The 22,156-nt window shown below is 59.8% G+C and carries 23 protein-coding genes; all 23 read right to left on the bottom strand.

Features of this window, described 5'->3' with window-relative positions; all coding sequences use genetic code 11:
- Positions 1-199: 199 nt before the first annotated feature.
- Positions 200-1,087 carry a peptide chain release factor N(5)-glutamine methyltransferase gene (gene prmC, locus HMPREF9161_RS08935; RefSeq protein WP_009729344.1) on the bottom strand — a complete coding sequence of 296 codons (888 nt, stop codon included), beginning with the start codon at positions 1,085-1,087 and terminating at the stop codon, positions 200-202.
- Positions 1,087-2,151 (bottom strand): peptide chain release factor 1, encoded by a 1,065-nt coding sequence (gene prfA, locus HMPREF9161_RS08930; protein WP_009729343.1) that lies wholly within the window; start codon positions 2,149-2,151, stop codon positions 1,087-1,089. Before prfA ends, prmC begins: the two co-directional genes overlap by 1 nt.
- A complete protein-coding gene (locus tag HMPREF9161_RS08925; protein WP_009729342.1) occupies positions 2,145-3,059 on the bottom strand; it encodes a DUF1385 domain-containing protein in 915 nt (304 codons plus the stop codon). The genes prfA and HMPREF9161_RS08925 overlap by 7 nt, the downstream gene beginning before the upstream one ends.
- A 110-nt stretch (positions 3,060-3,169) precedes the next feature.
- A complete protein-coding gene (rpmE, locus tag HMPREF9161_RS08920) occupies positions 3,170-3,370 on the bottom strand; it encodes a 50S ribosomal protein L31 (RefSeq protein WP_009729341.1) in 201 nt (66 codons plus the stop codon).
- A 150-nt stretch (positions 3,371-3,520) separates the two neighbouring features.
- Positions 3,521-4,801: an NAD(P)/FAD-dependent oxidoreductase gene (locus HMPREF9161_RS08915; RefSeq protein ID WP_009729340.1), complete on the bottom strand. Its 1,281-nt coding sequence runs from the start codon at positions 4,799-4,801 to the stop codon at positions 3,521-3,523.
- Between the two features lie 161 nt (positions 4,802-4,962).
- Positions 4,963-6,342, bottom strand: coding sequence for an MATE family efflux transporter (locus HMPREF9161_RS08910; RefSeq protein WP_009729339.1), 1,380 nt, complete (start codon positions 6,340-6,342; stop codon positions 4,963-4,965).
- Between the two features lie 24 nt (positions 6,343-6,366).
- A complete protein-coding gene (locus HMPREF9161_RS08905; protein ID WP_009729338.1) occupies positions 6,367-7,503 on the bottom strand; it encodes an N-acetylmuramoyl-L-alanine amidase in 1,137 nt (378 codons plus the stop codon).
- A gap of 78 nt (positions 7,504-7,581) precedes the next feature.
- The gene (locus HMPREF9161_RS08900) at positions 7,582-8,196 is read right to left on the bottom strand and encodes a MotE family protein (RefSeq protein WP_009729337.1); all 615 of its coding nucleotides are present in this window, start codon (positions 8,194-8,196) and stop codon (positions 7,582-7,584) included.
- 27 nt (positions 8,197-8,223) lie between these two features.
- Positions 8,224-8,832, bottom strand: a complete 609-nt coding sequence (locus HMPREF9161_RS08895; protein ID WP_009729336.1) for a lytic transglycosylase domain-containing protein — start codon at positions 8,830-8,832, stop codon at positions 8,224-8,226.
- Positions 8,829-9,296 (bottom strand): flagellar export protein FliJ, encoded by a 468-nt coding sequence (fliJ, locus tag HMPREF9161_RS08890; RefSeq protein ID WP_009729335.1) that lies wholly within the window; start codon positions 9,294-9,296, stop codon positions 8,829-8,831. Before fliJ ends, HMPREF9161_RS08895 begins: the two co-directional genes overlap by 4 nt.
- Complete coding sequence (gene fliI, locus HMPREF9161_RS08885) at positions 9,293-10,669, bottom strand: flagellar protein export ATPase FliI (protein ID WP_009729334.1); 1,377 nt, start codon at positions 10,667-10,669, stop codon at positions 9,293-9,295. The genes fliJ and fliI overlap by 4 nt, the downstream gene beginning before the upstream one ends.
- Positions 10,666-11,457 (bottom strand): FliH/SctL family protein, encoded by a 792-nt coding sequence (locus HMPREF9161_RS08880; RefSeq protein WP_009729333.1) that lies wholly within the window; start codon positions 11,455-11,457, stop codon positions 10,666-10,668. Before HMPREF9161_RS08880 ends, fliI begins: the two co-directional genes overlap by 4 nt.
- The gene (fliG, locus tag HMPREF9161_RS08875) at positions 11,450-12,469 is read right to left on the bottom strand and encodes a flagellar motor switch protein FliG (protein ID WP_009729332.1); all 1,020 of its coding nucleotides are present in this window, start codon (positions 12,467-12,469) and stop codon (positions 11,450-11,452) included. The genes HMPREF9161_RS08880 and fliG overlap by 8 nt, the downstream gene beginning before the upstream one ends.
- A gap of 2 nt (positions 12,470-12,471) precedes the next feature.
- Positions 12,472-14,052, bottom strand: a complete 1,581-nt coding sequence (gene fliF / locus HMPREF9161_RS08870) for a flagellar basal-body MS-ring/collar protein FliF (protein WP_009729331.1) — start codon at positions 14,050-14,052, stop codon at positions 12,472-12,474.
- A gap of 79 nt (positions 14,053-14,131) precedes the next feature.
- Positions 14,132-14,434 (bottom strand): flagellar hook-basal body complex protein FliE, encoded by a 303-nt coding sequence (fliE, locus tag HMPREF9161_RS08865; RefSeq protein WP_009729330.1) that lies wholly within the window; start codon positions 14,432-14,434, stop codon positions 14,132-14,134.
- Positions 14,435-14,467: 33 nt separating this feature from the next.
- On the bottom strand, positions 14,468-14,923 hold the full coding sequence (flgC, locus tag HMPREF9161_RS08860; protein ID WP_009729329.1) for a flagellar basal body rod protein FlgC: 456 nt from the start codon (positions 14,921-14,923) through the stop codon (positions 14,468-14,470).
- A gap of 17 nt (positions 14,924-14,940) precedes the next feature.
- A complete protein-coding gene (flgB, locus tag HMPREF9161_RS08855) occupies positions 14,941-15,363 on the bottom strand; it encodes a flagellar basal body rod protein FlgB (RefSeq protein WP_009729328.1) in 423 nt (140 codons plus the stop codon).
- Between the two features lie 133 nt (positions 15,364-15,496).
- Positions 15,497-16,345 carry an Asp23/Gls24 family envelope stress response protein gene (locus HMPREF9161_RS08850; RefSeq protein ID WP_009729327.1) on the bottom strand — a complete coding sequence of 283 codons (849 nt, stop codon included), beginning with the start codon at positions 16,343-16,345 and terminating at the stop codon, positions 15,497-15,499.
- 32 nt (positions 16,346-16,377) lie between these two features.
- Positions 16,378-17,208, bottom strand: coding sequence for a PHP domain-containing protein (locus tag HMPREF9161_RS08845; protein WP_009729326.1), 831 nt, complete (start codon positions 17,206-17,208; stop codon positions 16,378-16,380).
- An 11-nt stretch (positions 17,209-17,219) separates the two neighbouring features.
- A complete protein-coding gene (locus HMPREF9161_RS08840; RefSeq protein WP_009729325.1) occupies positions 17,220-18,011 on the bottom strand; it encodes a TIGR00282 family metallophosphoesterase in 792 nt (263 codons plus the stop codon).
- 37 nt (positions 18,012-18,048) lie between these two features.
- A complete protein-coding gene (locus HMPREF9161_RS08835) occupies positions 18,049-18,606 on the bottom strand; it encodes a hypothetical protein (protein ID WP_009729324.1) in 558 nt (185 codons plus the stop codon).
- Between the two features lie 28 nt (positions 18,607-18,634).
- Positions 18,635-20,410: a diguanylate cyclase gene (locus tag HMPREF9161_RS08830; RefSeq protein ID WP_009729323.1), complete on the bottom strand. Its 1,776-nt coding sequence runs from the start codon at positions 20,408-20,410 to the stop codon at positions 18,635-18,637.
- 75 nt (positions 20,411-20,485) lie between these two features.
- Complete coding sequence (gene rny / locus HMPREF9161_RS08825) at positions 20,486-22,030, bottom strand: ribonuclease Y (RefSeq protein WP_009729322.1); 1,545 nt, start codon at positions 22,028-22,030, stop codon at positions 20,486-20,488.
- Between the last annotated feature and the right edge of the window lie 126 nt (positions 22,031-22,156).

Raw genomic sequence — 22,156 nt, 5'->3', positions numbered from 1 at the left:
CGACCGCAGAGAGGGGGCGACATGACAAAGTTAGGCGCAAATATCACACGTCACACCGTAACTTAAGTGACACGGAAGTTTCGATGCATAGCTAGGAATTGCGGCGGACGCGAGGAAGGCGTAGAAAGCCTACGTCGACGAAGCGTTCGCCAAAAATGACGACGCTAGGCGCGAAAATCCCGTGTCACGCCGCCCCGCGTCATGACCTGTAAGCGATGACAACGCGTTCAATCCCCGCCAAATCCCTCCGCGTCTCCGTCCGCACAATCCGCGGATGCGCCGCGGCAAGCGCCGCAACGTCCGCCGCCCGGCCGATGCCGACCTCGACGGCGACGGCGCCGCCCTCTTTCAGCATGGCGGGCGCCTCCGCCATGATGCGGCGGTAAAAGTCAAGCCCGTCCGCACCGCCGTCGAGCGCGAGATGCGGCTCATAGCCGCGCACGTCGGGCATCAGTCCCGCAATATCCGCCGCGGGAATATAGGGAGGATTCGATAGGATTATATCATACGTCCGCCCCGCGAGCGGCGCAAGCAAATCTCCTTCATATACGGCGCAGCGTTCCGCCATGCCGAGCCGCGCCGCATTCTCACGCGCGACTTGAGCCGCACCGGGCGATATATCTACGGCGTCGGCATACATATCGAGAATATCCGCATGATGAAGCACAGAGAGCGCCACGGCCCCCGTTCCCGTGCCGAGGTCGGCGATATGCAGTTCCGCTCCGCTCGCTTCCTTGCGCCCTCTCAGGAAATCAAGAGCGGCCTGCACGAGAATCTCGGTGTCGGGGCGCGGGATGAGCGTGTCGCGCGTGACGCGAAATTCCATCCCCATGAATTCGCGCGTGCCGAGCACATAGGCAAGCGGCATATGCGCGCCGCGCTCTTTCACATGGGCGCGGAACTGCGCCAGTGCCTCCGGTTCAAGCGGCTCGTCAAAATGCACATAAAGATACATGCGGTCTTTGCCGAGGACGGCGGCGAGCAGAATCTCGGCGTTCAGACGCGGGCTCTCTACGCCGCGCGTCTTAAAAAAATCCGTCGTCCATGCAAGGAGCCGCCGAATCGTCCAGAGTTCGCGCTCCGCCATCACCGCACCCGGTTCAGACGTTCTGTCCGGTCCGCCGTAATGAGCGCAGCCAGCAGTTCGTCGAGGTCTCCGTCAAGGACGGCGTCGATCTTATAAAGGGTCAGCCCGATGCGGTGATCCGTGACGCGCCCCTGCGGGAAGTTATAGGTGCGGATGCGCTCGCTGCGGTCGCCCGAGCCGACCTGACTGCGCCGGTCGGCGGCGACGGCGTCCGCCTGCTCCTGCCGGGCGCGGTCGTAGATGCGGGCGCGCAGCACTTTCATCGCCTTTTCGCGGTTCTTGAGCTGCGACTTTTCATCCTGGCACTGCACGACGATGCCCGTCGGCAAATGCGTGATGCGGATCGCCGTCTCCGTGCGGTTGACGTACTGTCCCCCCGCGCCCGAGGCGCAGTAGGTATCGATGCGCAGATCGTTCGGGTCGATTGTGACCTCGACGTCCTCCGCCTCCGGCAGGACGGCGACCGTGACCGCCGAGGTGTGGATGCGTCCGCCCGACTCTGTGACGGGAATGCGCTGGACACGGTGCGTGCCGCTCTCGTATTTCAGCTTGCTGTAAGCCCCGGCACCGTTGACGAGAAACGAGATTTCCTTAAATCCGCCGATCTCCGTCGGGTTGCCGCTCAGGATCTCCGTCTTCCACCCCTGCCGCTCGGCATAGCGCGCGTACATGCGGAAGAGGCTTGCGGCAAAGAGCGCCGCCTCCTCGCCGCCGACGCCGCCGCGAATTTCGACGATGACGTTCTTATCGTCGTTCGGATCGCGCGGCAGGAGGAGCATCGGCAGCTCTTTCTCAAGGCGCGCGCGTTCCTCCTCCGCAGCCGCGATCTCCTCGAGGAGCAGTTCCTTCATCTCGGCATCCGCCTCACGGAGCAGTTCCTTGTCTTCGGCGACGGTGGCAATCGCCCGGCGATAATCGTCATACGCCGCGACAATCGGCGTCAGCGCGGCATGTTCGCGCGTATAGCGCTGCCACTGCGCCATATCCGCCATAACGGCGGGATCGCTGAGGAGCGCTTCGAGCTCATGATATTTATCCGCCACTGCGGCGAGTTTGCTTAACACGGCGCCTCCTTGCGATAGTTCCCGCTGCCCGGCGGAATTTGCTCCGGCGGCAGAACGGCCTTGAGCGACTCGATCGCGACCTCCACCATCTCGTCTGCGGGCGGGCGCGTCGTGAGGTACTGCAGCCACAGGCCGGGCGTGATGAGAAGACGAACGAGTCGGCTCTCGCTGCGTCCTGCAAAGCGGATGATCTCGTACGAGACGCCCGCGACGACGGGGAGCACGGCGAGACGGCTGAGGATCCGAAGCCAGAGATCGGGCCAGCCGAAAAAGACGTGGAACACGATGGCGACAATCATGACGATGAGGAGAAAATTCGTGCCGCAGCGCGGATGCAGCCGCGGGAACTTCTGCACATTTTCAACCGTCAGCGCCTCCCCCGCCTCATAGCAGTGGATCGTCTTGTGCTCCGCGCCGTGGTACCGGAAGACGCGTCGGATCCCATGCATGAAGGAGATGCTCCAGATATAGAGCAGGAACACGGCGAGACGGATGCCGCCCTCGATGAGGTTGAACGCGAGGGGATCGCTCGTATACGCGGCCGCGAGATGCGCCGCGCCCGTCGGGATCACGATAAAGAGAACGCTTGCGAGCACGAGCGCAAAGGCAATCGTCGCGGCGAGTTCCTTCTTCGTCATCTGCTCGTCCTCCTCGCCCGCCGCCTGTGCGGAAAAGGAGAGCGCGCGCATCCCGATGACGAGGGACTCGATCATAATGACCGAGCCGCGGATGAGCGTCCGGTTGAGCACGGGATATCGGTCGCGGACGGATGTGACCGCGTGCGTCTCGACCTCGATCTCGCCGGTCGGCAGACGCACCGCCGTCGCCGTCCGGTTCGCATCGCGCATCATCACGCCTTCGATGACCGCCTGTCCGCCGACCGCAAGGTCGGTTATTTTTTTCGGCATAATTGTTTCCTTTGTATGAAAAAGAGACTATCGCACGATCTCTCGTGCAATAGCCCCTTCCTGTCTTTCGTACGCAAACAGGCAAGGCGCGGCGCACCTCACCCATGCCGCTACTTCTTCGCGTAGCGCTTCTGGAACTTCTCGATGCGTCCGCCCGCCTGAACGTCGCGCTGACGTCCCGTGAAGAACGGATGGCATTTCGAGCAGACATCGACGCGGAGATCTTCTTTCGTCGAGCCGGTCTTGAACGTGTTGCCGCAGCCGCACGTCACCGTCGCCTCGAAGAACTCCGGATGGATACCCTCTTTCATTCCGATACACCTCGTTTCTTTTGTCGGATACAAGCGCGCTTGTGCACGCTTGGTTGAACTCGGCATTCCCGCCGAGAACGAGTCGTGGAAACGGACGCCCGGCGTCCGTTACCGCCGTAGTATAACACAAACGCGGACGGTACGCAAGCCCTACTCCATCTTGCTCAAAATGATGCGCGCAAGACGCGTCCCGAAGAAGAAATTCCAAACCCACTTGAGGCAAACGGTAATATCCGCGTATTTACCGGCAAGGCGCATGAGGTGAACAAACATCCACGCAGTCCACGCAAAGAGTCCGCTTGCCTTCAGATTAAATCCAAGCACAGGCACGGGGCCGTTCATGACCGCCTCGCCGCGTCCGATGGTCGCCATCGCGCCGAGGTCGTTGTAAACAAATTTCCCAAGTTCTTCGGACTTCGCGCCGCCGATGAGCTTCATGATATTTTTCTTGACCTGCACGGCCTCCTGCGTCGCCACGGGCGCGACGGTCGCAAGCGGCCGCTCCGTGCCGTGCTGGAAATTCGCGCAGTCGCCGATGGCAAAAACGCAGTCGCTGCCGCGTACGAGCAGATTCTCCTCGACGATGAGCCGCCCCGCGCGGTCTACCTCGCCGCCGCAGTTCCTGATGAAATCCTGTGCGCGCACCCCCGCCGCCCAGATCACGGTCTTCGTGGCGATGATCTCACCGTCTTTCAGCGTGAGATCGTTGCCGTCATAGGCCGTTACGGCTGTGTTGAGACGCACGTCCACGCCTTTTTTTCGGAGCACATCGATGGTCTTCTGCTGCAGATCGGGCGGCACCATCGGCAGGACGGACCCCATCGCCTCGAGGAGGATGACGCTGACTTCTTTGAAGTCGATAGAGTGAAACTCTTTCTTAAAAACAGCGATCAGTTCCATCATCGCGCCGGCCATCTCAATGCCCGTCGCGCCGCCGCCGACGATGACGAATGTGAGGTGCCGGCGCCGCTCCGCCGCATCGCCGTCCACCAGTTTGGAGGCGCGTTCAAATTCATGGACGATATGGCTGCGCAGCGCAATCGCTTCCTGCAAGGTTTTCATCGCATAGGCGTTGCGTTCAACGCTCTCATTGCCGAAGAAATTCGTCGTTGCCCCCGCCGCAAGAACGAGATAGTCGTAGGGAAGCTCTCCATGATTCGTCAGCAGGACGCGGCGGTCTTGATCTACGCCCTCCGCTTTGGCGAGGAAGAATTCCACATTCTTGTGATTCTTGAAAAATTCCCGCGTCGGATAGGCAATTTCCGTTGCAGAGAGTACGGCCGTACTCACCTGGTAGAGGAGCGGCTGAAAGAGATGATAATTGTGACGGTCCACAAGGGTAATGCGCACATTCTCTTTTGCGAGATCCTTCGCGAGACGAATCCCCCCAAAACCGGCCCCGACGATGACAACATGCTTTTGATCTGCCATAATATTCCCCTCTCGTCGACATAATAGTGAAACAAATCACATAGTTGAACCAAGCGATCCCATCAACCGTTCCATTTGAGAGTCTTTATCTCATAGCCCCCATCATACCACGTTTCAGTAGAATTTCAATATTGATTTTTTTCATAGGCGCACATGATTTTCTATGCCGTGGCCGCGGGCATATTTTTTCGGTTTTTACGCCGCATGCGGTTCTCGATAATGCGCAGGCGGATCATGAGGCATACGGCGCCGACGATGATCCCGCCGTTGAGCCCCGCCCAATAACCGTAAGGTCCAAGTTCCGTCATCTGTGCAAGCAGATATCCTGCGGGTAGACCGATCCCCCAGAAGGAGAGCACGGCGAGCCAGAACGTGACCGTGACGTCCTTGTAGCCGCGGAGCGCCCCCTGCAGCGGCGCGTTGACGCAGTCGCAGTACTGCATGACGAGCGCGTAGAGCAGGAATACGCGCAGAAGTTCCTGCACCTCGGGATTCGTCGTATAGAGCGCCGCGACATGATCGCGCATCGCGGCGAGCGCGAGGGCGATCGCGCCGACGAAGACGAGCGTCAGCACGCGGCTGAGACGGATATAGGCGCGCGCCCCATTTTCGCGGCCCGCGCCGACCTCGAAGCCGACGAGGATCGTGATCGCCATGGAAACGGAAAGCGGCAGCATGTAGACGATGGTCGTAAAATTCATCGCCGCCTGATGCGCCGCAAGCACCGTCGTCCCATATGCCGCCATTAAAAGGCCGACGGCGCCGAAGATGCTCTGCTCGCAGAAGACCGTCATGCCGATGGGGACGCAGATCTTGAGCTGCGCCCACCAATCGGAGAGCGCGGGACGCGGGAATCCCGAAAAGACGCGATAGCGCGCGAACTGACGCATGCGCAGGACCACGGCGACGTTGAGCAAGAGGAACACGCCGTAGCTCAGCGCCGCGCCAAGTCCCGCGCCGGCACCGCCGAAGGGCGCGATGCCGAACGCGCCGTACATAAATATATAGTTGAGCACAATATTGATCGGCACCACCGTCATCGTGACGAACATCGTGAGCCGCGTCTTGCCGTGCGCATCCATGAGGTTGCGCAGGACGCTTGCGGACGCGACGGGGAGCAGACCAAACCCGATGTAGGACAGATACTCCATCGTAATCCGCGCGACGACAGGCTCGAGATGCAGCGCCGCGACGAGCGCCGGCACGGCAACCGCGCCGAGCGCCAACAGGAACGCGGCAAAAAGCGTCGCCCAGTAGAATCCCTGCCGGACGACGCTCCGAATCTCCCGCCGCCGCCGCGCGCCGTAATGGTGCGCGATGACCGGCGTCAGCCCCGAGATCAGCCCGACAAACGCGCCGAATACCGGGAAGAAGATGCTTGCGCCGACGGCGACGCCGGCGAGATCCTCCTTGCTGATATGTCCCGCCATGACCGTATTGAAAAAACCGGGCGCCATGAGCGAGAGCTGCGTGACGAGAATCGGAAGGAGCACGATGAAGAACTGGCGGGCGCGCGCCCGGTATCCATGAACTTCCTGCAAGTCATCCCTCCTCTTCTCAACGTTTCATCCAAAATAATCTGCGATCCCGTCGGCAATGCCGCGCGCAATCTTCTTGACCCCCGCCTCGCTGTTCATCATCCGCTCCTCATCCGCATTCGAGATGAAGGAGATCTCCACAAGAATCGCGGGCATGTCCGTGTGTTTGACAACGTAGAAGTTGCTGGTCTGCGTGCCGCGGTCGAGCGTGCCGATAGAATCGATGAGCGCCGTGCGCACGCTGTCGGCGAGACGCTTCGACTGTGCCGATCCCTTCGTATAGTAATAGGCGGTCGTCCCCTTGACCTCGCGGTTCGTAAACGCGTCCGCGTGCACCGAGATAAAGATGTCCGCGTTCGCCCGGTTCGCAATCTCGCAGCGCGCCTCGAGTTCCTCCACAGAGGTCGCGTTCGCCCCCTTCGGCGAGACCTCGGTATCGCCCGTACGCGTAAGGATGACGGTCGCGCCCTCCGCCTCAAGGAGGCGCTTGAGTTCGCGGCTCACGCGGATCGTCACATTTTTCTCCATAACGCCCGTGGGGCCGATCGCACCCGAGTCGCTACCGCCGTGTCCGGGATCGATGGCGATCTTACGGCCCTTCAGGCCGATGATCTTCGAGATGTCGCGGTCGAGCGTGTCGTCGTCGCCTTGTTGACGCGCATCCTCTTCGCCGCCGTCCGATCCGCTCGGCTGCGGGCGCTGTGCAGGCAGCGGCGTTGTTTTTATGCCGCCGGGCGCTTTGCCGAAGTCCATCACGATGCGCGGCTTTCCGCCGCCAAGAGAAAAGACGTTATATCCGCCTTTCCCTACGGACGTCTCCACTACGATGCGGACCGTCGTCGGATTGAACTGGGCGATGCGCACGGCCGAGACAAGCGACGAATCGATCGTGACGGCGCGTTTTACCCCCGAGGCAATCCACGCATCCTGCACATCGATCACGACGCGCGTCGGATTTGCGAGCACGCTCTGTCGATATGAAACGGGGCGATCCGAGTCCACCACGATGCGGACGTTCCCGTCCGCTTTGCCGACGCGGATCCCCGTGATCTTCGCCATATCCTGCGCACGGTCATGGAAGGCCGCTTCCGCAGTCCCCCCGGCACTCATAAGTCCCATGAATCCGACGAGCAATACGCTCATGAGTAAAATGATACGGCGCAAGATAAAACCTCCCAAAAAACCTGCGAAATAGGCTTTGCAGCCTCTTCGCAGGTCCCTTTTTCACATATGATGCAGACGCTATTGCTGCGGCGTCTCCGCGGGCGCTTCGTCCGCCGTCCCGGGCACCGGTGCGTTCGCGGCCGCGCTGCGCGCGCCTGCCGCTCTGCGCGGCACACCTTCGTAGATGATCTGTGTGATCTCGGCCGCACGCGCGGGATCGAACGCAGACATCACCTTCGCCGCATTTCCCTCGTCCATCCGCTGCAGGATGGCGATGCAGAGGTCGACGTCAAGCGACTCCATGACTTTTGCGGCGTCGGCCGCCTTCATATCGTCATAAAGGCGCGCGAGTTTTGTGACGCGTTTCTTCTCCGCCGCCTCGCGCTCCGCCTGCTGTTTCGCGATCTCCTCTTTCGTGATCTTCACGCTCTCGGAGGCCTTCTTCGGCGTGCCGGCCGCGGCGGACTTTGCGGACGACTCCTGCGCGCTCTGCGTGCCGGCAGTCTGTGCCCTTTCGTCGCTCCCCGCCGGAGGAACAAAGTATTCGCCGACAATGGGAAGCTCGTGCAGGCCGTATTCCTCATTCAGCGCCTGCGTATCGAAGAGACGCAGATAGACGCCGAGGGCAAAGCCGCCGGCAACGAGCACGAGGAGTAAGATCAGACCGCATAGGATCTTCAATTTCTTCCGCATGGAATCCCCATCCCTCTTTCTCTTCCCTTATCGGTAAATATCCAATACGCGGTCGACATAATTCTGCGTCTCCGCATAGGGCGGTACGCCGCCGTACGCCTTGACGGCGCTCGGTCCGGCATTGTAGGCCGCGACGGCCTTCCGGACGTCCCCGCCGAAGGTATCGAGCATCTCGCGCAGATATTTCGTTCCGCCCTCGACGTTGCTCTCCATATCGTACGGATTGACGCCGAGGCTCGCGGCGGTATCGGGCATGAGCTGCATGACGCCGACCGCGCCCGTATCGGACACCGCGTCCTGCCGGCCCCCCGACTCGACTTCCGCCACGGCGGAAACAAGCTTTGGATCCACTTGATATTTCCGCGCGGCGGTATGAATCGTACGCGCCAGTTCTGGCTGCGCATAATCCGCCTGCAGGGGCTTACGCCCCCGCACAGCCTCTCCCGCGGGGGCGGGCGCCGTAACGTTCCGCGCGGTATGCGCCTTCTCTGCCGCCGCGGCCGCGTTCCGATCGATCTCCTGCCGGAGTTTCGAGGCGAAATCCGCGCCCGGAAGCTGCTGCGGCGGCAGATTGAACTGCTCCTCAATCTCGGCGATACGCGCCTGTATCTGGCGAATCGCGGAAAGATCCATCATACCGCTTCCTCCATTTCCCTATTTCTCATAGTCAGCTGCAGGCCGATCTCATCGAGCATTTTCTGCTCCTCCCGCAGTGCCTCCGCCTTGTATTCCGCAAGGCGTTTTTCCCTTAATTTCTCAATGCTCTTCAAGGCGCTCATGTGCTCCATCAACACCTTTAGGCGCTTCTGCCGTTCCGCATTCGCCTGCAGAACGACTTGCTGCTGGTCCTCGATCTGCCGGCGCTTCCATGCGAAGAATCGGTTAAAACTCATGAGACGGCCGATCTTAATGCATGTCCCCGTCTTAGAGATTTTTTCGTAGTCGCGCTGCCCCTGCTGCATCTCTTCAAGCAGCCGGCGCTGCAGCGCGCGGGCATCCTCCAGGCGGCGCACAGCCTCTGAAAAGGCGACTTCCGCCTTTTCCTTTTTCATGCGCGTCACCTTGAGGAGCGTCTCGAGCTGAAAGCGAAATTTTTTCATGATGCTTCCTCATCGGGCGGAGGCGCGCTCCCCGTCAGTTCGACGAGGCGTCGCTCCGTTTCCTCGTAGGAGGTCACTTCGAAGATGTCCTGCTTGAGGAAATCGTTGATGCCGTCGATCTTTTGAATCGCGGCGTCAATGTTCGCGCTCGAGCCCTTAACATAGGCGCCGATGTGGATGAGATCCTCGGCCTCGTGATAGACCGCCATGAGCTGGCGCATCTGCTGCGCCGCCTCGAGATGTTCCTTCGGCACGACCTCGTACATCACGCGGCTGACGCTGCCGAGCACATCGATCGCCGGGAAATGGTTCTGCGCCGCGATCCGGCGCGAGAGCACGATATGTCCGTCGAGGATGGAACGCACGGCATCCGCGATCGGCTCGTTCATATCGTCGCCGTCTACGAGAACGGTGTAGATCCCCGTGATGGAACCGCGTTCGCTCGTGCCCGCTCGCTCGAGGAGACGCGGCAGCATCGCAAAGACGGACGGGGTATAGCCGCGCGTCGCAGGCGGCTCGCCGATGGTGAGCCCCACCTCGCGCTGCGCCATCGCAAAGCGCGTCACGGAGTCCATCATGAGAACGACCCGATGGCCGCGGTCACGGAAATATTCCGCAATCGCCGTGCCCGTCATGGCGCCTTTAATGCGGACAAGCGCGGGCTGGTCCGATGTGGCAACGACGACGACGGAGCGTTTGAGCCCCTCTTCGCCGAGATCGCGTTCGATAAAATCGCGCACCTCGCGACCGCGTTCCCCGACAAGCGTGATAACGCTGATATCCGCCTCCGTATTGCGCGCGATCATGGAGAGGAGCGTCGATTTGCCGACGCCCGATCCCGCCATGATGCCGATGCGCTGCCCGTCGCCGAGCGTGATCAGCCCGTCGATCGCCCGTACGCCGACGTAGAGGTTCTCATCGATGCGCGGCCGCGTGAGGGGGGGCGGCGGCGGCGCCTGCAGCGGATATTCTTCCTTCGAAAGGATCGGCCCCTTCCCGTCGATCGGATTGCCGAGCCCGTCGAGCACCCGCCCGAGAAGTTCCTCTCCGACTTTGACACGCAGTCGGCGTCCCGTCGCAACGACCTCGCAGCCGGGACCGATGCCCTGCATCTCCCCGACGGGCATAAGGAGCACGCATCCCTCACGAAAGCCCACGACCTCCGCGGGTACGGCCGGCATGCCCGGAAAATGCGAACTCACATAACAGAGTTCGCCGACCGTGACCGTCGGTCCCTGCGACTCGATGACAAGGCCGATGATCTGCGTGACCTTCCCCGTCAATTTCATCGGGTCGGTATGGCGCAGAGCGTCTTTGAATTTCCGGATATCTATGGAAAATGGGGGATTTCCCCCCGTTTCACTCATATTCATAGCATAACTTCCCGCACGGCCTTTTTCAGCTGTTCGATCTGCGTCTGCAGCCGCGCATCCACGCTGCCGTTCGGGGTCTCCACAAGACAGTCGCCCGGTTTCATGGCCTCGTCGGAGGCGATCATAAGGTTCGTATCCCCGGCGGTCAGGAGGCCGCGCAGCTCATCGCGCGCCATCAGGACAAAGTCGTAACTGTCCGGCGGCACATGAACGATGATTTCCTTCTGGTCTTTGACCCGAAGGATCGCGTCGCGTACGACGGGCAGTACCGTCTGCGGCACGTCGATGAAATGCTGCGGCAGAATGCGCTCCACCGTCGTCATAGCGATCGAGACGATGTCCTCCTCCGCCTGCATGAGGTAGTCGCGCATGGCGTCGTGCGCATCGCGCAGCGTCTTTTCCGCCTTTGCGTTGGCCGCACGGATCGACTCCGCCATCTCTTCGCGCACGGCGGCTTCCCCTTCGGCTCTCCCGGCGGCAAAGCCTTCCTCATGCCCTTTGGCGCGCGCTTCTTCACGGTCGCTCTCGATCTGTTTCTGTGCCTCGCTGAGAAGCCGATCGCGCTCCTCCTCAGCCTCTCCACGCAGAACTGCGACCTGTATTTCCGCCTCTTTGACGCGTTCGTCCATCGCCTGTTCGCGTTCTACAATACGAGCAAGCAGATTCTGAACGGCCTCCTCGCTCAGCGCCTCCTCCTCGCCGTCCTCACGGGGCGGCGCCGGCGGCGGCGGTGCGTCGATGAGGTGGGGATTATCTTCCCAGACGGCTGCCTTGATAACTCTAGACAATCATCTCGTCTCCCTTGCCACGCGAAATCACGATCTCCCCCTTGTCCTCGAGCACGCGGATGACGCCGACAACCTTCTGCTGCGCCTCTTCGACGTCGCGGATCTTGACGGGGCCCATGAACTCGATCTCCTCGCGGAGCATATCCGCGGCGCGCGTGGACATGTTCTTGAACACCTTGTCTGCGACCTCCTGCGGCGTCGCCTTGAGCGCAAGCGAGAGGTCTTTCGTCTCGACTTGGCGCAGGACGAGCTGGAGGGAACGGTCGTCGATCTGGACGATGTCCTCGAACACGAACATGAGCTTTTTGATCTCTTCGGCGAGCTCCGGGTTGTCGACCTCGAGGGTTTCGACAATGGCCTTTTCCGTGGTGCGGTCGACGCGGTTGAGCACCTCGACGATGGCCTTGATGCCGCCCGCCGTGGTAAAGTCCTGCGTTACCATAGAGGAAAGTTTTCGTTCCAGCACACGCTCGACCTCGCGAATAAAATCCGGCGACGTGCGGTCCATCGTCGCAACGCGCTTGGTGACCTCGACCTGAGCCTCGGGCGGGAGCGCCCCAAGGACGATCGCCGCCTGATCCGGATCGAGATACGCCATGATGAGCGCGATGGTCTGCGGATGCTCGTTCTGGATAAAGTTAAGCAGCTGCGCGGGATCGGTTTTCCGCAGGAAGTCGAAGGGACGCACCTGCAGGCTCGTCGTAAGACGGTTGATGATCTCGAGCGCCTTGTCCGGGCCGAGCGCCTTCTCGAGGACGTTCTGCGCGTACTGGAGACCGCCCGACGAGATATAGTCCTGCGCCATGCACATGGAATAAAATTCTGAGATCACCTCTGCTTTGAGCGCCGAGGATACCTGCTTCTGGTTCGCGATCTCGAGCGTCAGCTGCTCGATTTCGTCGTCGTCCATATGCTGAAAGAGCTTCGCGGAATACTCCGGTCCAATCGCGATAAAGAGTATCGCCGCTTTTTGCTGATTGGACAGGTCTCCGCTGCCATACATATCCGGCATGGTCACTCCCCCTCCGAAAGCCAGGTCTTGACAAGGAGCGCAACCTCTTCCGGCTTCGCGTCAATAAGCGCCAGCAGCGCCTGTCTCTGGTTGATCTGCTGCTGCTCCTCTTCGGAGAGGTCTTCCTCCTCGACCTCGCCCGCTGCGATTGCAGCGGCACGCTCCTCCGCGATGCGTTCTTCTTCGAGACGCTGCGCCTCTTCTTCGGCTTCGCGTTCGAGACGTTTCTTGCGGCGGTACATCAGGATGCCTCCGACGATCAGGGCGATCAGGAGGAGCGCTCCGCCGACCTGCATATAGAAGATGCGGTCCTGGCGATCCTTCTCCGCCTGTTCTTCCGCCGCGCGGCGCTCGGCCGCTTCTTTGCTGAACGGCAGCGGCTCGACGGAGATCGTGTCGCCGCGCGCCCGGTTGATGCCGGCCGCGCTGCTCACCGTGCGGAGGATGCTCTCCTGCTGCGGCTGCGTCACGTCGTCGTTGACGAGGACGGCAACCGTCAGGCGGCGGATGGATCCGGGAGAAGCGATCACATGTTGGCGTTCCTCGTTGATCTCATAGTTCTTCGTGGATTCTTTTTTCTCGTACTGGGCATTTGCCGTGTTTTCCTGCTCCACATATCCGGGCACGTTGCTCTGCACGCCGGCCGGACCGCCGGGATTCGTCGAGGTGCCCGTATAGTTCTCGGAAATATCCTGCTGGCTCCGGATGATGCCCGCATCGTCCACCACGGGGGTAAAGGTCTGCTTATCCGTCAGGCGGTCGTCAAAATCGAGTTCCACGCTCACGCGCGCAAAAGCCCGCCCCTCTCCCAGGGTCTGATCCAGGAGGGACTGCACTTTTTTCTCAATATTATCCTGCACTTTCCGGGTCATATCGAGCTGCGTGAGCGTCTTGACGCCGACCGCGTTCTCGTCCTGGTCGTCCGGATCGTTGAGGATCTTTCCCGTATCGTCGACGATTGTGATATTCTCCGGCATCAGCCCCTTGACGCTGTGTGCGGCAAGGTTCACAATGCCTTTGATTTCCTTTTTCGTCAGCTCCGCATGCGGTTTGAGGCGCAGCATAATGGATGCCGTCGCCGGTTTTTCTTCTTTTTTGTAGAGGCTGTCCTCCGGCAAAACGATATGTACGCGGGCTTTTTCCACCGCTTCGATCTGCTCGATCGTGCGTGTCAACTCGCCCTGCAGCGCCTGAAGATAATTGACGCGGTTCTGAAACTCGGTCACGCCGAGTTTGCTGTCGTCAAAGATCTCAAACCCCTTGTTGCCGCGCGGCAGCCCCTGCGTGGCGAGGTTCAGCCGCGCTTCGTGGACGTTCGCCGTCGGAACAAGGATGGTCGTGCCGCCCTTGGTCTCCTGCACTTCGTAGCTGATCTTCGCCTCTTTCAGCTGATTCGCGACCTCGCCCGCATCCTTGGTCTCCATATCGGTGAACAGCGGCACCATGTCCGGTTTGCTGCCGTACCAAAAACTCAGTCCAAAGATGAGAACAAGGATTGCGAGCGCCGAACCGAGCATGATATAGCGCTGCCGCTTGTCAAAGCGTTCCCACATGGCGCGGGCGCGCTCTTTCCACTCTCCCATAATCTCTTTCCCTTCAAGTCATCATGGATGTGCTTTCCCTGGGCTTTCGCGGAACGTTCCGTGAAACTCCGGGAAGCGATTACACCTGCATCCGCATGATTTCCTGATAGGCAGAAACGGCGCGGTTGCGCATCTGCAGCGTCAGCTGTAAGGCAATCTCGGCCTTCTGCCCCGCCACGATGACCTGCGAGACATCCTGGACTTCCCCCGCCGCGAGCAGCGCGTTCTGTTTTTCGGACGCGAGCTGGAGCCGGTTGACCTCGGAGAGGGCATCTTTCAGATAGGTGCCGAAACTCTTCTGTTCCGGCTTTTCGACGGTCTCCCCCAGATGACTGGTCGCGCGCATCGTTACGGGTGTCATTTGCAGTGCCTGTATTTCCATATACGTCGATCCCCCTTACAAACGAGCGCTGAATCAGCTGCCGCTGCCAATGCGCAGCGCGGCGTTCACCATGGATTTGGCGGCGTTGATGGTCGTCGTATTCGCCTCGTAGCCGCGGGACGCCGAGATCATATCCACCATCTCGGAGACGATATTGACATTCGGCCGTTCCACGTAGCCGTCCGCGTTCGCATCCGGATGTCCCGGCTCGTAGACGAGCGGCCCTTGCGTGCGGTCCGTCTCAATCGAGAGCGCACGAACCCCGTCCCCCGGACGCATCCGCTCGGATGCGCGCGCGAGGAACGACTCAAAACCGATGCCGTTGCCTTTTTCACGCGGCTGAAATACCACATAGCGGCGGTGATAGGCGCCGCCCCCCTGCGCCCGCGTCGTATTGGCATTCGCGATATTGTTGGAGATGACGTCCATGCGCAGCCGCTCTGCCGTAAGTCCGGAAGCCGCCGCATCAATTCCCAAAAACATGCCCATATCGTTTCCCCCTATGTTCAGCTGCCCTGATTACTATTGATGACGCTCTTCAGATTGGTGATGTATCCCCCGAGCTGATGCGCAAGCGCGCTGTAATAGAGTTGGTTCTTCGCGACCTCCGCCATTTCGATGTCAATATCCACATTGTTTCCGTCAAGGCGCATATTGGTCGTCTGATCCTGCTCGATCACGGCGTGCGCTTTCCCGTGAAACGGGATGGGAAAATGCCGGTCATGCGTGCGCACGACTTTCATCAGCGGATCTTCGTCAAGCCCCATCTCCTTCTTCAGAAGATCTTCAAATCGGACATGACTCCGCCTAAAGTTCGGAGTATTCACATTGGCAATATTGTTGCTGAGCACCTCGTGCCGCAAAGAGGCCGCCGCGAGCGCGCGGCTCCCAATGTCGAACGTCGAGGAACTGACTAGCTGCTCAAGCATGAAACGTCACATTCCTTTCCCATTTCCTTGTGCGTAGAAAAAAGTGCATAGGAAAACTTATATATTATTTCTACATCCCCGAAAAAAATCCTTTTCATTCTAGCACTTTTCCCCCAAAAAGTGAAGAGTCCTTTTATGCGTGCGCCGCAGCCTGTTCGATATGAAGACTTTTCACTAAGATATTGATCTCGTGCACGACCATCCCGGTCATGCGTTCGATCTCGCGCTGCAAGTCTTTGCGCAGGTTCTCCATGGTCTCGGCGATCTCATACCCGTAGGAGAATATGATTTCGATCGAAACCGTGATGCCGAGGTCGTCGTCCCCGCGCACGACATGCCGCACATGCATCGCGCCGACGCGGTATACCTCGTCGAGTTTCTCGGCAACGATATGCACAATATTTTTAATCACGGAGTCGTCAATCACGAGTTTGCCGTAGTAACTAAATACCGGCCGCACGATGGAGCGTTCCCCAAGGCGGCGCCGTTTCGCAGACGACGTTTTAAAAAAACTCTTGATGGGATCGATCAGGTATCCCGAGAAATGCGGTTTGAGTTCGATGCTCGGCACGGGAATGATGTGCTCCCCCTTCCTGCGCCGATGGAACTGCGCGATCTCCATATCCTTCTTCGAAGCGATGTCTTCGATGCGGATGATCTTGCTGATGGCGCCAATGCGCAGCGTTTTAGCGATTTTTTGCACCATGTTTTCAGAAGTGCCGAGGACAAGAATCCGACGCGGATGCGCCGCGTCAATCGCCTCGCGCACCATAGAGGCATGTCCCGCCAGCACAAAAATAGCGCGGCGCACGGCCATAATGCGGTTCTTCTCCTTTTTTGCGGAGATTCCGCCGATGACCTTACCGTCCTTAATCAATATGCCGTCGTCAATGATGGCGTCCGCTCCGTTTTTTTGAGCGACCCACAGCGCGCGATGACTTTTTCCGGTGCCGCTCGGCCCGACAAGGGCGATTACGTCCATACCGATTCTCTCCTCTTTATGGTTTCGAAATCTTATGCGCCGTGCGGCGGTCTGTAAAAATTCTCCGCATAGATGTCCTCTATGGTGAACCGGCCGAGCGCATCCGGCTCCCGCCCCGCAAAGCCGCGGTAATCGGAGCCGCCCGAAACGAATAGGCCGTGCCGCTGCGCGATATCGAGATAATGCTGGGTATCCCGCATATCGTAGGTCGGATAAAACGCCTCGATACCGCCGATGCCGCGCACAATGAGATCCTGCACGACGGTCTCGTCTCCGATCGACTTCGGATCCGCGAGCACGGGAATACCGCCGGCTCCCTTGATGATCGATATCAGTTCGTCGGGCGCTAGTCGAAAGTGCGGCACATAGGCGGGCTTTCCGCGCATGAGCAGCTGATCGAAACACGCGCGTATCGAGTCGAAATACCCCTTCTTAACGAGCACACGCGCCACATGCGAGCGGCCGACAGCCTTGCACATGCCCTCGTCGGTGAGCACTTCGGTCTCGCCGATCTCGTACCCAAGGGCCTTGAGCCGGTCCACGATCTCGGTGAACCGCGTCCAACGCGCCTCGCTGAGTTCCTCTAGTTTTTCCTGGAGCCCCGCGTTGTAGATGTCGATCCCATAGCCGAGAATGTGAACCGTACGCCCCGGATAGTCGGCGCTGAATCCGACGCCCGGGATAATGCGCAGGCTGTTCGAAGGATAACGGCCGCTCTCGTAAAGTTCCGTCACGCCCTCCACGCTGTCGTGGTCGGTGATGGAGATATAGTGCAGTCCGGCGGCCTTTGCCGCTTCTACGATCTCCTCCGGGGTATCTTTCCCGTCGGAGAACGTCGTATGAATATGCAAATCGCTTGGCATAAAAAAACTCCCTAAGCGCGATGCTCTTCTTCACGGATCATCACGCGCTCGATTCTCGTGCGGCGCCGCCCCGCATCGTCGATATCCGCAATGACGGCGGCGTACTCTGCCGGGCCTTCCGCCATTTCAAAGCGCACGGGCATGCCCGTCAAAAACTTCTTGACCACAAGATCGCTCCGCACGCCTAGAATGGACGCGTGCGCCCCTACCATGCCGAGGTCCGTGATGTACGCGGTGCCGTGCGGCAGGATACGCTCGTCCGCCGTCTGCACATGGGTATGCGTGCCGACCACAATATCCGCGCGGCCGTCTAAATAATACCCCATCGCGAGTTTTTCCGAGGTTGTCTCCGCGTGAAAGTCCAACACGACGATATCGGCCGTATCGCCGATTTCCGCAAGAATCTCCTCCGCTTTTTGAAACGGACAGTCCAGCGGCGGCATAAAGGAGCGTCCCGACAGATTGACCACGGCGATATTTCGCGCCTTGAAGGGGAAGATACAGTATCCCTTCCCCGGCGTCCCCTCGGGATAGTTTGCCGGCCGCACGAGAAACGGTTCGTCCTCGATGAAATCGAAGACGTCCTTTTTGTCCCATACGTGATTTCCGGACGTCACGATATCGGCGCCCCCGGCATAGAGTTCGTCGAGCGCCTTGCGCGTAAACCCCTTGCCTCCGGCGGAATTCTCTCCGTTGACAATGACGACGTCGATCTTCCGCTCTGTGCGGAGACGCGGCGTATGCGTACGGAACGCGCGGCGCCCCGCGCGGCCGACGACATCTCCGACAAGCATGATGCGCACGCAGTTTCCTCCTATGGGAGACTTCTAAAAGTCCAAATTAACGATTGTAGACGATCACTTGATCGCGCTCCCGGATGCCGACCAGGCAGTCGTGCAGCGGCATCTCGCGCACGGCGGTCAGCATGCGTTCCAGCGTCTCATGCTGGATGCTGCTGAACTCCGCGTCGAGGGTATCCATATTATGCGGGTCGACGATCAGCTGCTCTGCAAATTTTCCGTGCATCAGACGTACGATGAGGCTGAGTTCCCCCTCCGTCACCTCGTTCATGCGGCGCATGAGGCGCAGCATCGTCAGCGTGCCGTGCTGTTCATAGGAACTGTGAACGTCGCAGGAAATCCCGTCCTCGATCGCATGATAGGTCTCGATGCTCTCGGCGAGAAATACGGTAAAGGCGTCTATCTCGTCGGCGGGAAGCGCCGCCCGCACCGTGAAGTCTATGGTAAGGCTGCCCTGCGCGGGCTCGTAGGCGACCGCCTGGATCTCGGGAAAACAAACGAGTACGGAGGCGAGGAGCTGCACGCCGGGGCGTGCCTGTTCCCGCGACTGCCGCCTTTTTTTTTGCGGTACGAAGCGGGAGCGCAAAAAATCCAACATGACATTCTCTCCATCACTGCATGCCCGGTCATTCGAGCTTCTTGATTTTACCGAGCCCGAGACAGTAGACCGCATTGCGGCCGGCTTTCTTGGCCCGGTACAACGCCTCGTCGGCATTCTTAAAGAGCTGCAGCTCATTCTCGTGCGCCGCATCGAACCGCGCGACCCCGACGCTCACCGTAATATAGCTGCCGAACGGCATATGCGCTTCCTCCACTCTGCGGCGAATCCGCTCGCTAACCCGTCCCGCGACCTCGAGGGGCGCATCCTGAAGGATAACGAAAAACTCGTCTCCGCCCCAGCGGCAGCCGGCATCCGAGCCGCGAATCGTCCCCGAGATGGCTTCCGCCACAGTCAATAGGACTCGGTCCCCCATATCGTGACCATAGGTGTCGTTGACGTCCTTAAAGTGGTCGATATCGATCAGCATGACCGACAGCGGCGTCTTATGCTCCTGCGCGTATACGACGGCGTCCTTGAGGAGCCGCTCCATCTCGCGGCGATTGAGCAGATTCGTCAGGGCGTCGCGGCTCGCAAGCTGCGTAAGCCGCTGATTTGCACTGTGGAGTTCGGCTTCCGTCACACGGATGAAATGCGACATAAAGGCGAGCATCTTCCGGTTGTAAGAGAGCTGCGCCACATGTTTCGGCTGAAACCGGATATCCGGCGTGTTCGCAGGGTTTTCCTTCATGCCGACCAGCATGACGTTGAGGTTCGCCGGCACAATCTTTTCACCGGCACGCCGCACCTCGCCAAACACGAAGGACACCGCCGAGGGAAGCCCTTCGCAGGCCGTCATTTCACAGACGACATCGTCGCCGAGCAGCAGATAGTGCCCGACGCATGCCGTTCCGATAATGGCTTGCGGCGAAAAATCCGCGAGCACATGCGCGTTTTCCGCAGCCCTCGAAAGGATCGCATAGGGATCGCCGTATGCAAGCCGAAACTTCGTCCCCTCCCGCATGGGCAGTCCGAAGGTCAGCTCTCCGCTCCCCTCCTCGATCTTAATCGGCACGCGCGCGGAGACGGAATCGTCCGCCTCTTCAAAGCAAAGCGGAAAGAGCGCCGCGTCCGAACTGAAATTCCCGTCTCCCCGTATGCCGAAATAACGCTCATAGATCTTCAGCGGCATCCCGCCGTCCAGTTCCTTGATCGTGCAGCCGTCGACACGGCTCGCCTGAATCTCCCGCCCGAGCGTGTGCCAGCCGAAATTACGCGTCACGCAGACGTCGAGCGCCGCCCCGTGGAAGACGACCGCAGCCATGCCGAGTGTCGTCGACGCATCGTCCGCAATCACATATCCGTCGGCATCCATCGGCTCGGCATCGACGAATGCGCCGAACACCTCGATGTGCGGGTCAATACCGGAAAAAGAGGCCAGCATATCGTCGATCTGATGCATAAGGCCGACAACGAGAAACTCAACGAGTTTCGTCTGCGGGCGTTCCCCGACAAAGTCGCAGAAACGCAGCCGAGACGCCTCGTCGGCAACATCCCCGTCGATCATGATAAAATCCGCGCGCGACGCTTCAAGCGCCGTAAACGTTATCATAATCCGCGCGGCATCGAGACGCATATTCGGCATCTTGAGCGCACAGGTGTGGATGAGGATGCGTGCGGCCGGAAACATCTCCCGGAGGATGTCGCGCAGGTTCAGCGCCTCCGGGAGAGGCAGCGAACACTGCGTTACGACGGTAATGAGAAGCGTCTCGATGTGCGGTATCTTATCTAGATTTGCCTTCGCCCGTTCGGCCGCTCTGCGCGCTTCTCCCGCACCGGCGACAGTATATGTCAGTTGCTGCATAAGATTTCCTCACAGAATAGTGATGTGCCCGCCTCAAACGTCTCCAATCGCCGTAATGCCCCTTATTTTTCCAATCTACTTCGCGTAGTCGACGACGCGCGTCTCGCGGATCACGGTCGCCTTGATCTGGCCGGGATACTCGAGATCGCCTTCGATCTTTTTCACGATATTGTGCACGAGTACCGCCGCGCCCGCGTCGTCGACCTTGTCCGGCTGTACCATGACGCGGATCTCGCGGCCTGCCTGAATCGCAAAGCAGCGCTCGACCCCGTCGAACGACTCGGCGATCTCCTCGAGGGCCTTGAGCCGTTTGATATAGGATTCAAGGCTCTCCCTGCGCGCGCCGGGACGCGCCGCCGAGACGGCATCCGCCGCCGCGACAAGCACGGCCTCGACGGTCGTCGCCTCCACATCGCCGTGATGCGAGGCGATGATGTTGATGACTTCTTTGGACTCGCGGTATTTTCGCGCAAGTTCGGCGCCGACCGTTACATGCGGTCCTTCGACCTCATGGCTGACGGCCTTGCCGATATCGTGCAGGAGGCCACCGCGCTTGGCGAGCATGACGTCGCATTCGAGTTCCGCTGCCATAAGCCCCGCAAGATGCGCCACCTCGATGGAGTGCGCGAGAACGTTCTGCCCATAACTCGTTCGATAGCGCATACGGCCGAGCAGCCGTACGAGTTCCGGATGGATGCCGTGGACGCCCGTCTCGAACGTCGCCTGCTCCCCGGCCTCCTTGATGCGCTGCTCCACCTCGCGGCGCGCCTTATCGATCATCTCTTCAATGCGGGCCGGGTGAATCCGCCCGTCCTGAATGAGTTTCTCGAGCGCAATGCGCGCGATCTCGCGACGCACGGGATCGAATCCGGAGAGGATGACGGCCTCCGGGGTATCGTCAATGATGAGATCGATGCCCGTCAGCGTCTCAAGGGTACGGATATTGCGCCCCTCACGGCCGATGATGCGCCCCTTCATCTCGTCGTTCGGGAGCGCGACGACCGAGACCGTCGTCTCGGCAACGTGATCGGCGGCACAGCGCTGGATGGCGACGCTGAGAATCTCGCGCGCGGCCTTGTCCGCCTCATCCTTTGTCTGTTGAATATACTCCTTAATCTTGCGCGCCTTCTCGTGCTTCAGTTCCTCTTCGGCCTCCGCCATCAGCACCGTGCGCGCGTCCTCGGACGAAAGACCCGAGATACGTTCAAGTTCGGCCCGCTGACGCTCGCAGAGGGCGTCAACCTCGGTCTGCGCCTTGTCGATGCGCGCCTCCTTGCGCGAAAGGCCTTCCTCCTTCTTCTCGAGCGACTCGAGCTTGCGGTCGAGATTTTCCTCCTTTTGAATCGCGCGGCGCTCCAATCGCTGGAGTTCGCCGCGGCGTTCCTTTACGTCCCGTTCAACCTCCTGCCGCTGGCGCTGAATCTCTTCCTTCGCCTCCAGCAGGACCTCTTTCTGCTTTGTCTCGGCACGTTTTTCAGCATCTTCGACAATGCGTTTCGCTTCGTTTTCGGCTGATCCTATTTTAGCTTCCGCCGTGCGCATGCGCGCGTAATATCCCGCGCCCCCGCCGACGATAACAGCAATAATTACCGCGAATAGTTCAGTAACGATAACGGCCACCTCCTCGTTTTCAGAATTCCAATTTCTTACTAGAAAATACTCGCATTCATTTTAATAGTTTTTGACAATAGTGTCAAGAATTCTATGCGCGCGCTCCGCCGCGGCGGCCTGCGGCACATATGCGGC

The sequence above is a fragment of the Selenomonas sp. F0473 genome (assembly GCF_000315545.1).
Classification (GTDB): Bacteria; Bacillota; Negativicutes; order Selenomonadales; family Selenomonadaceae; genus Centipeda.
This window is presented reverse-complemented; position numbering and strand designations above follow the sequence as displayed.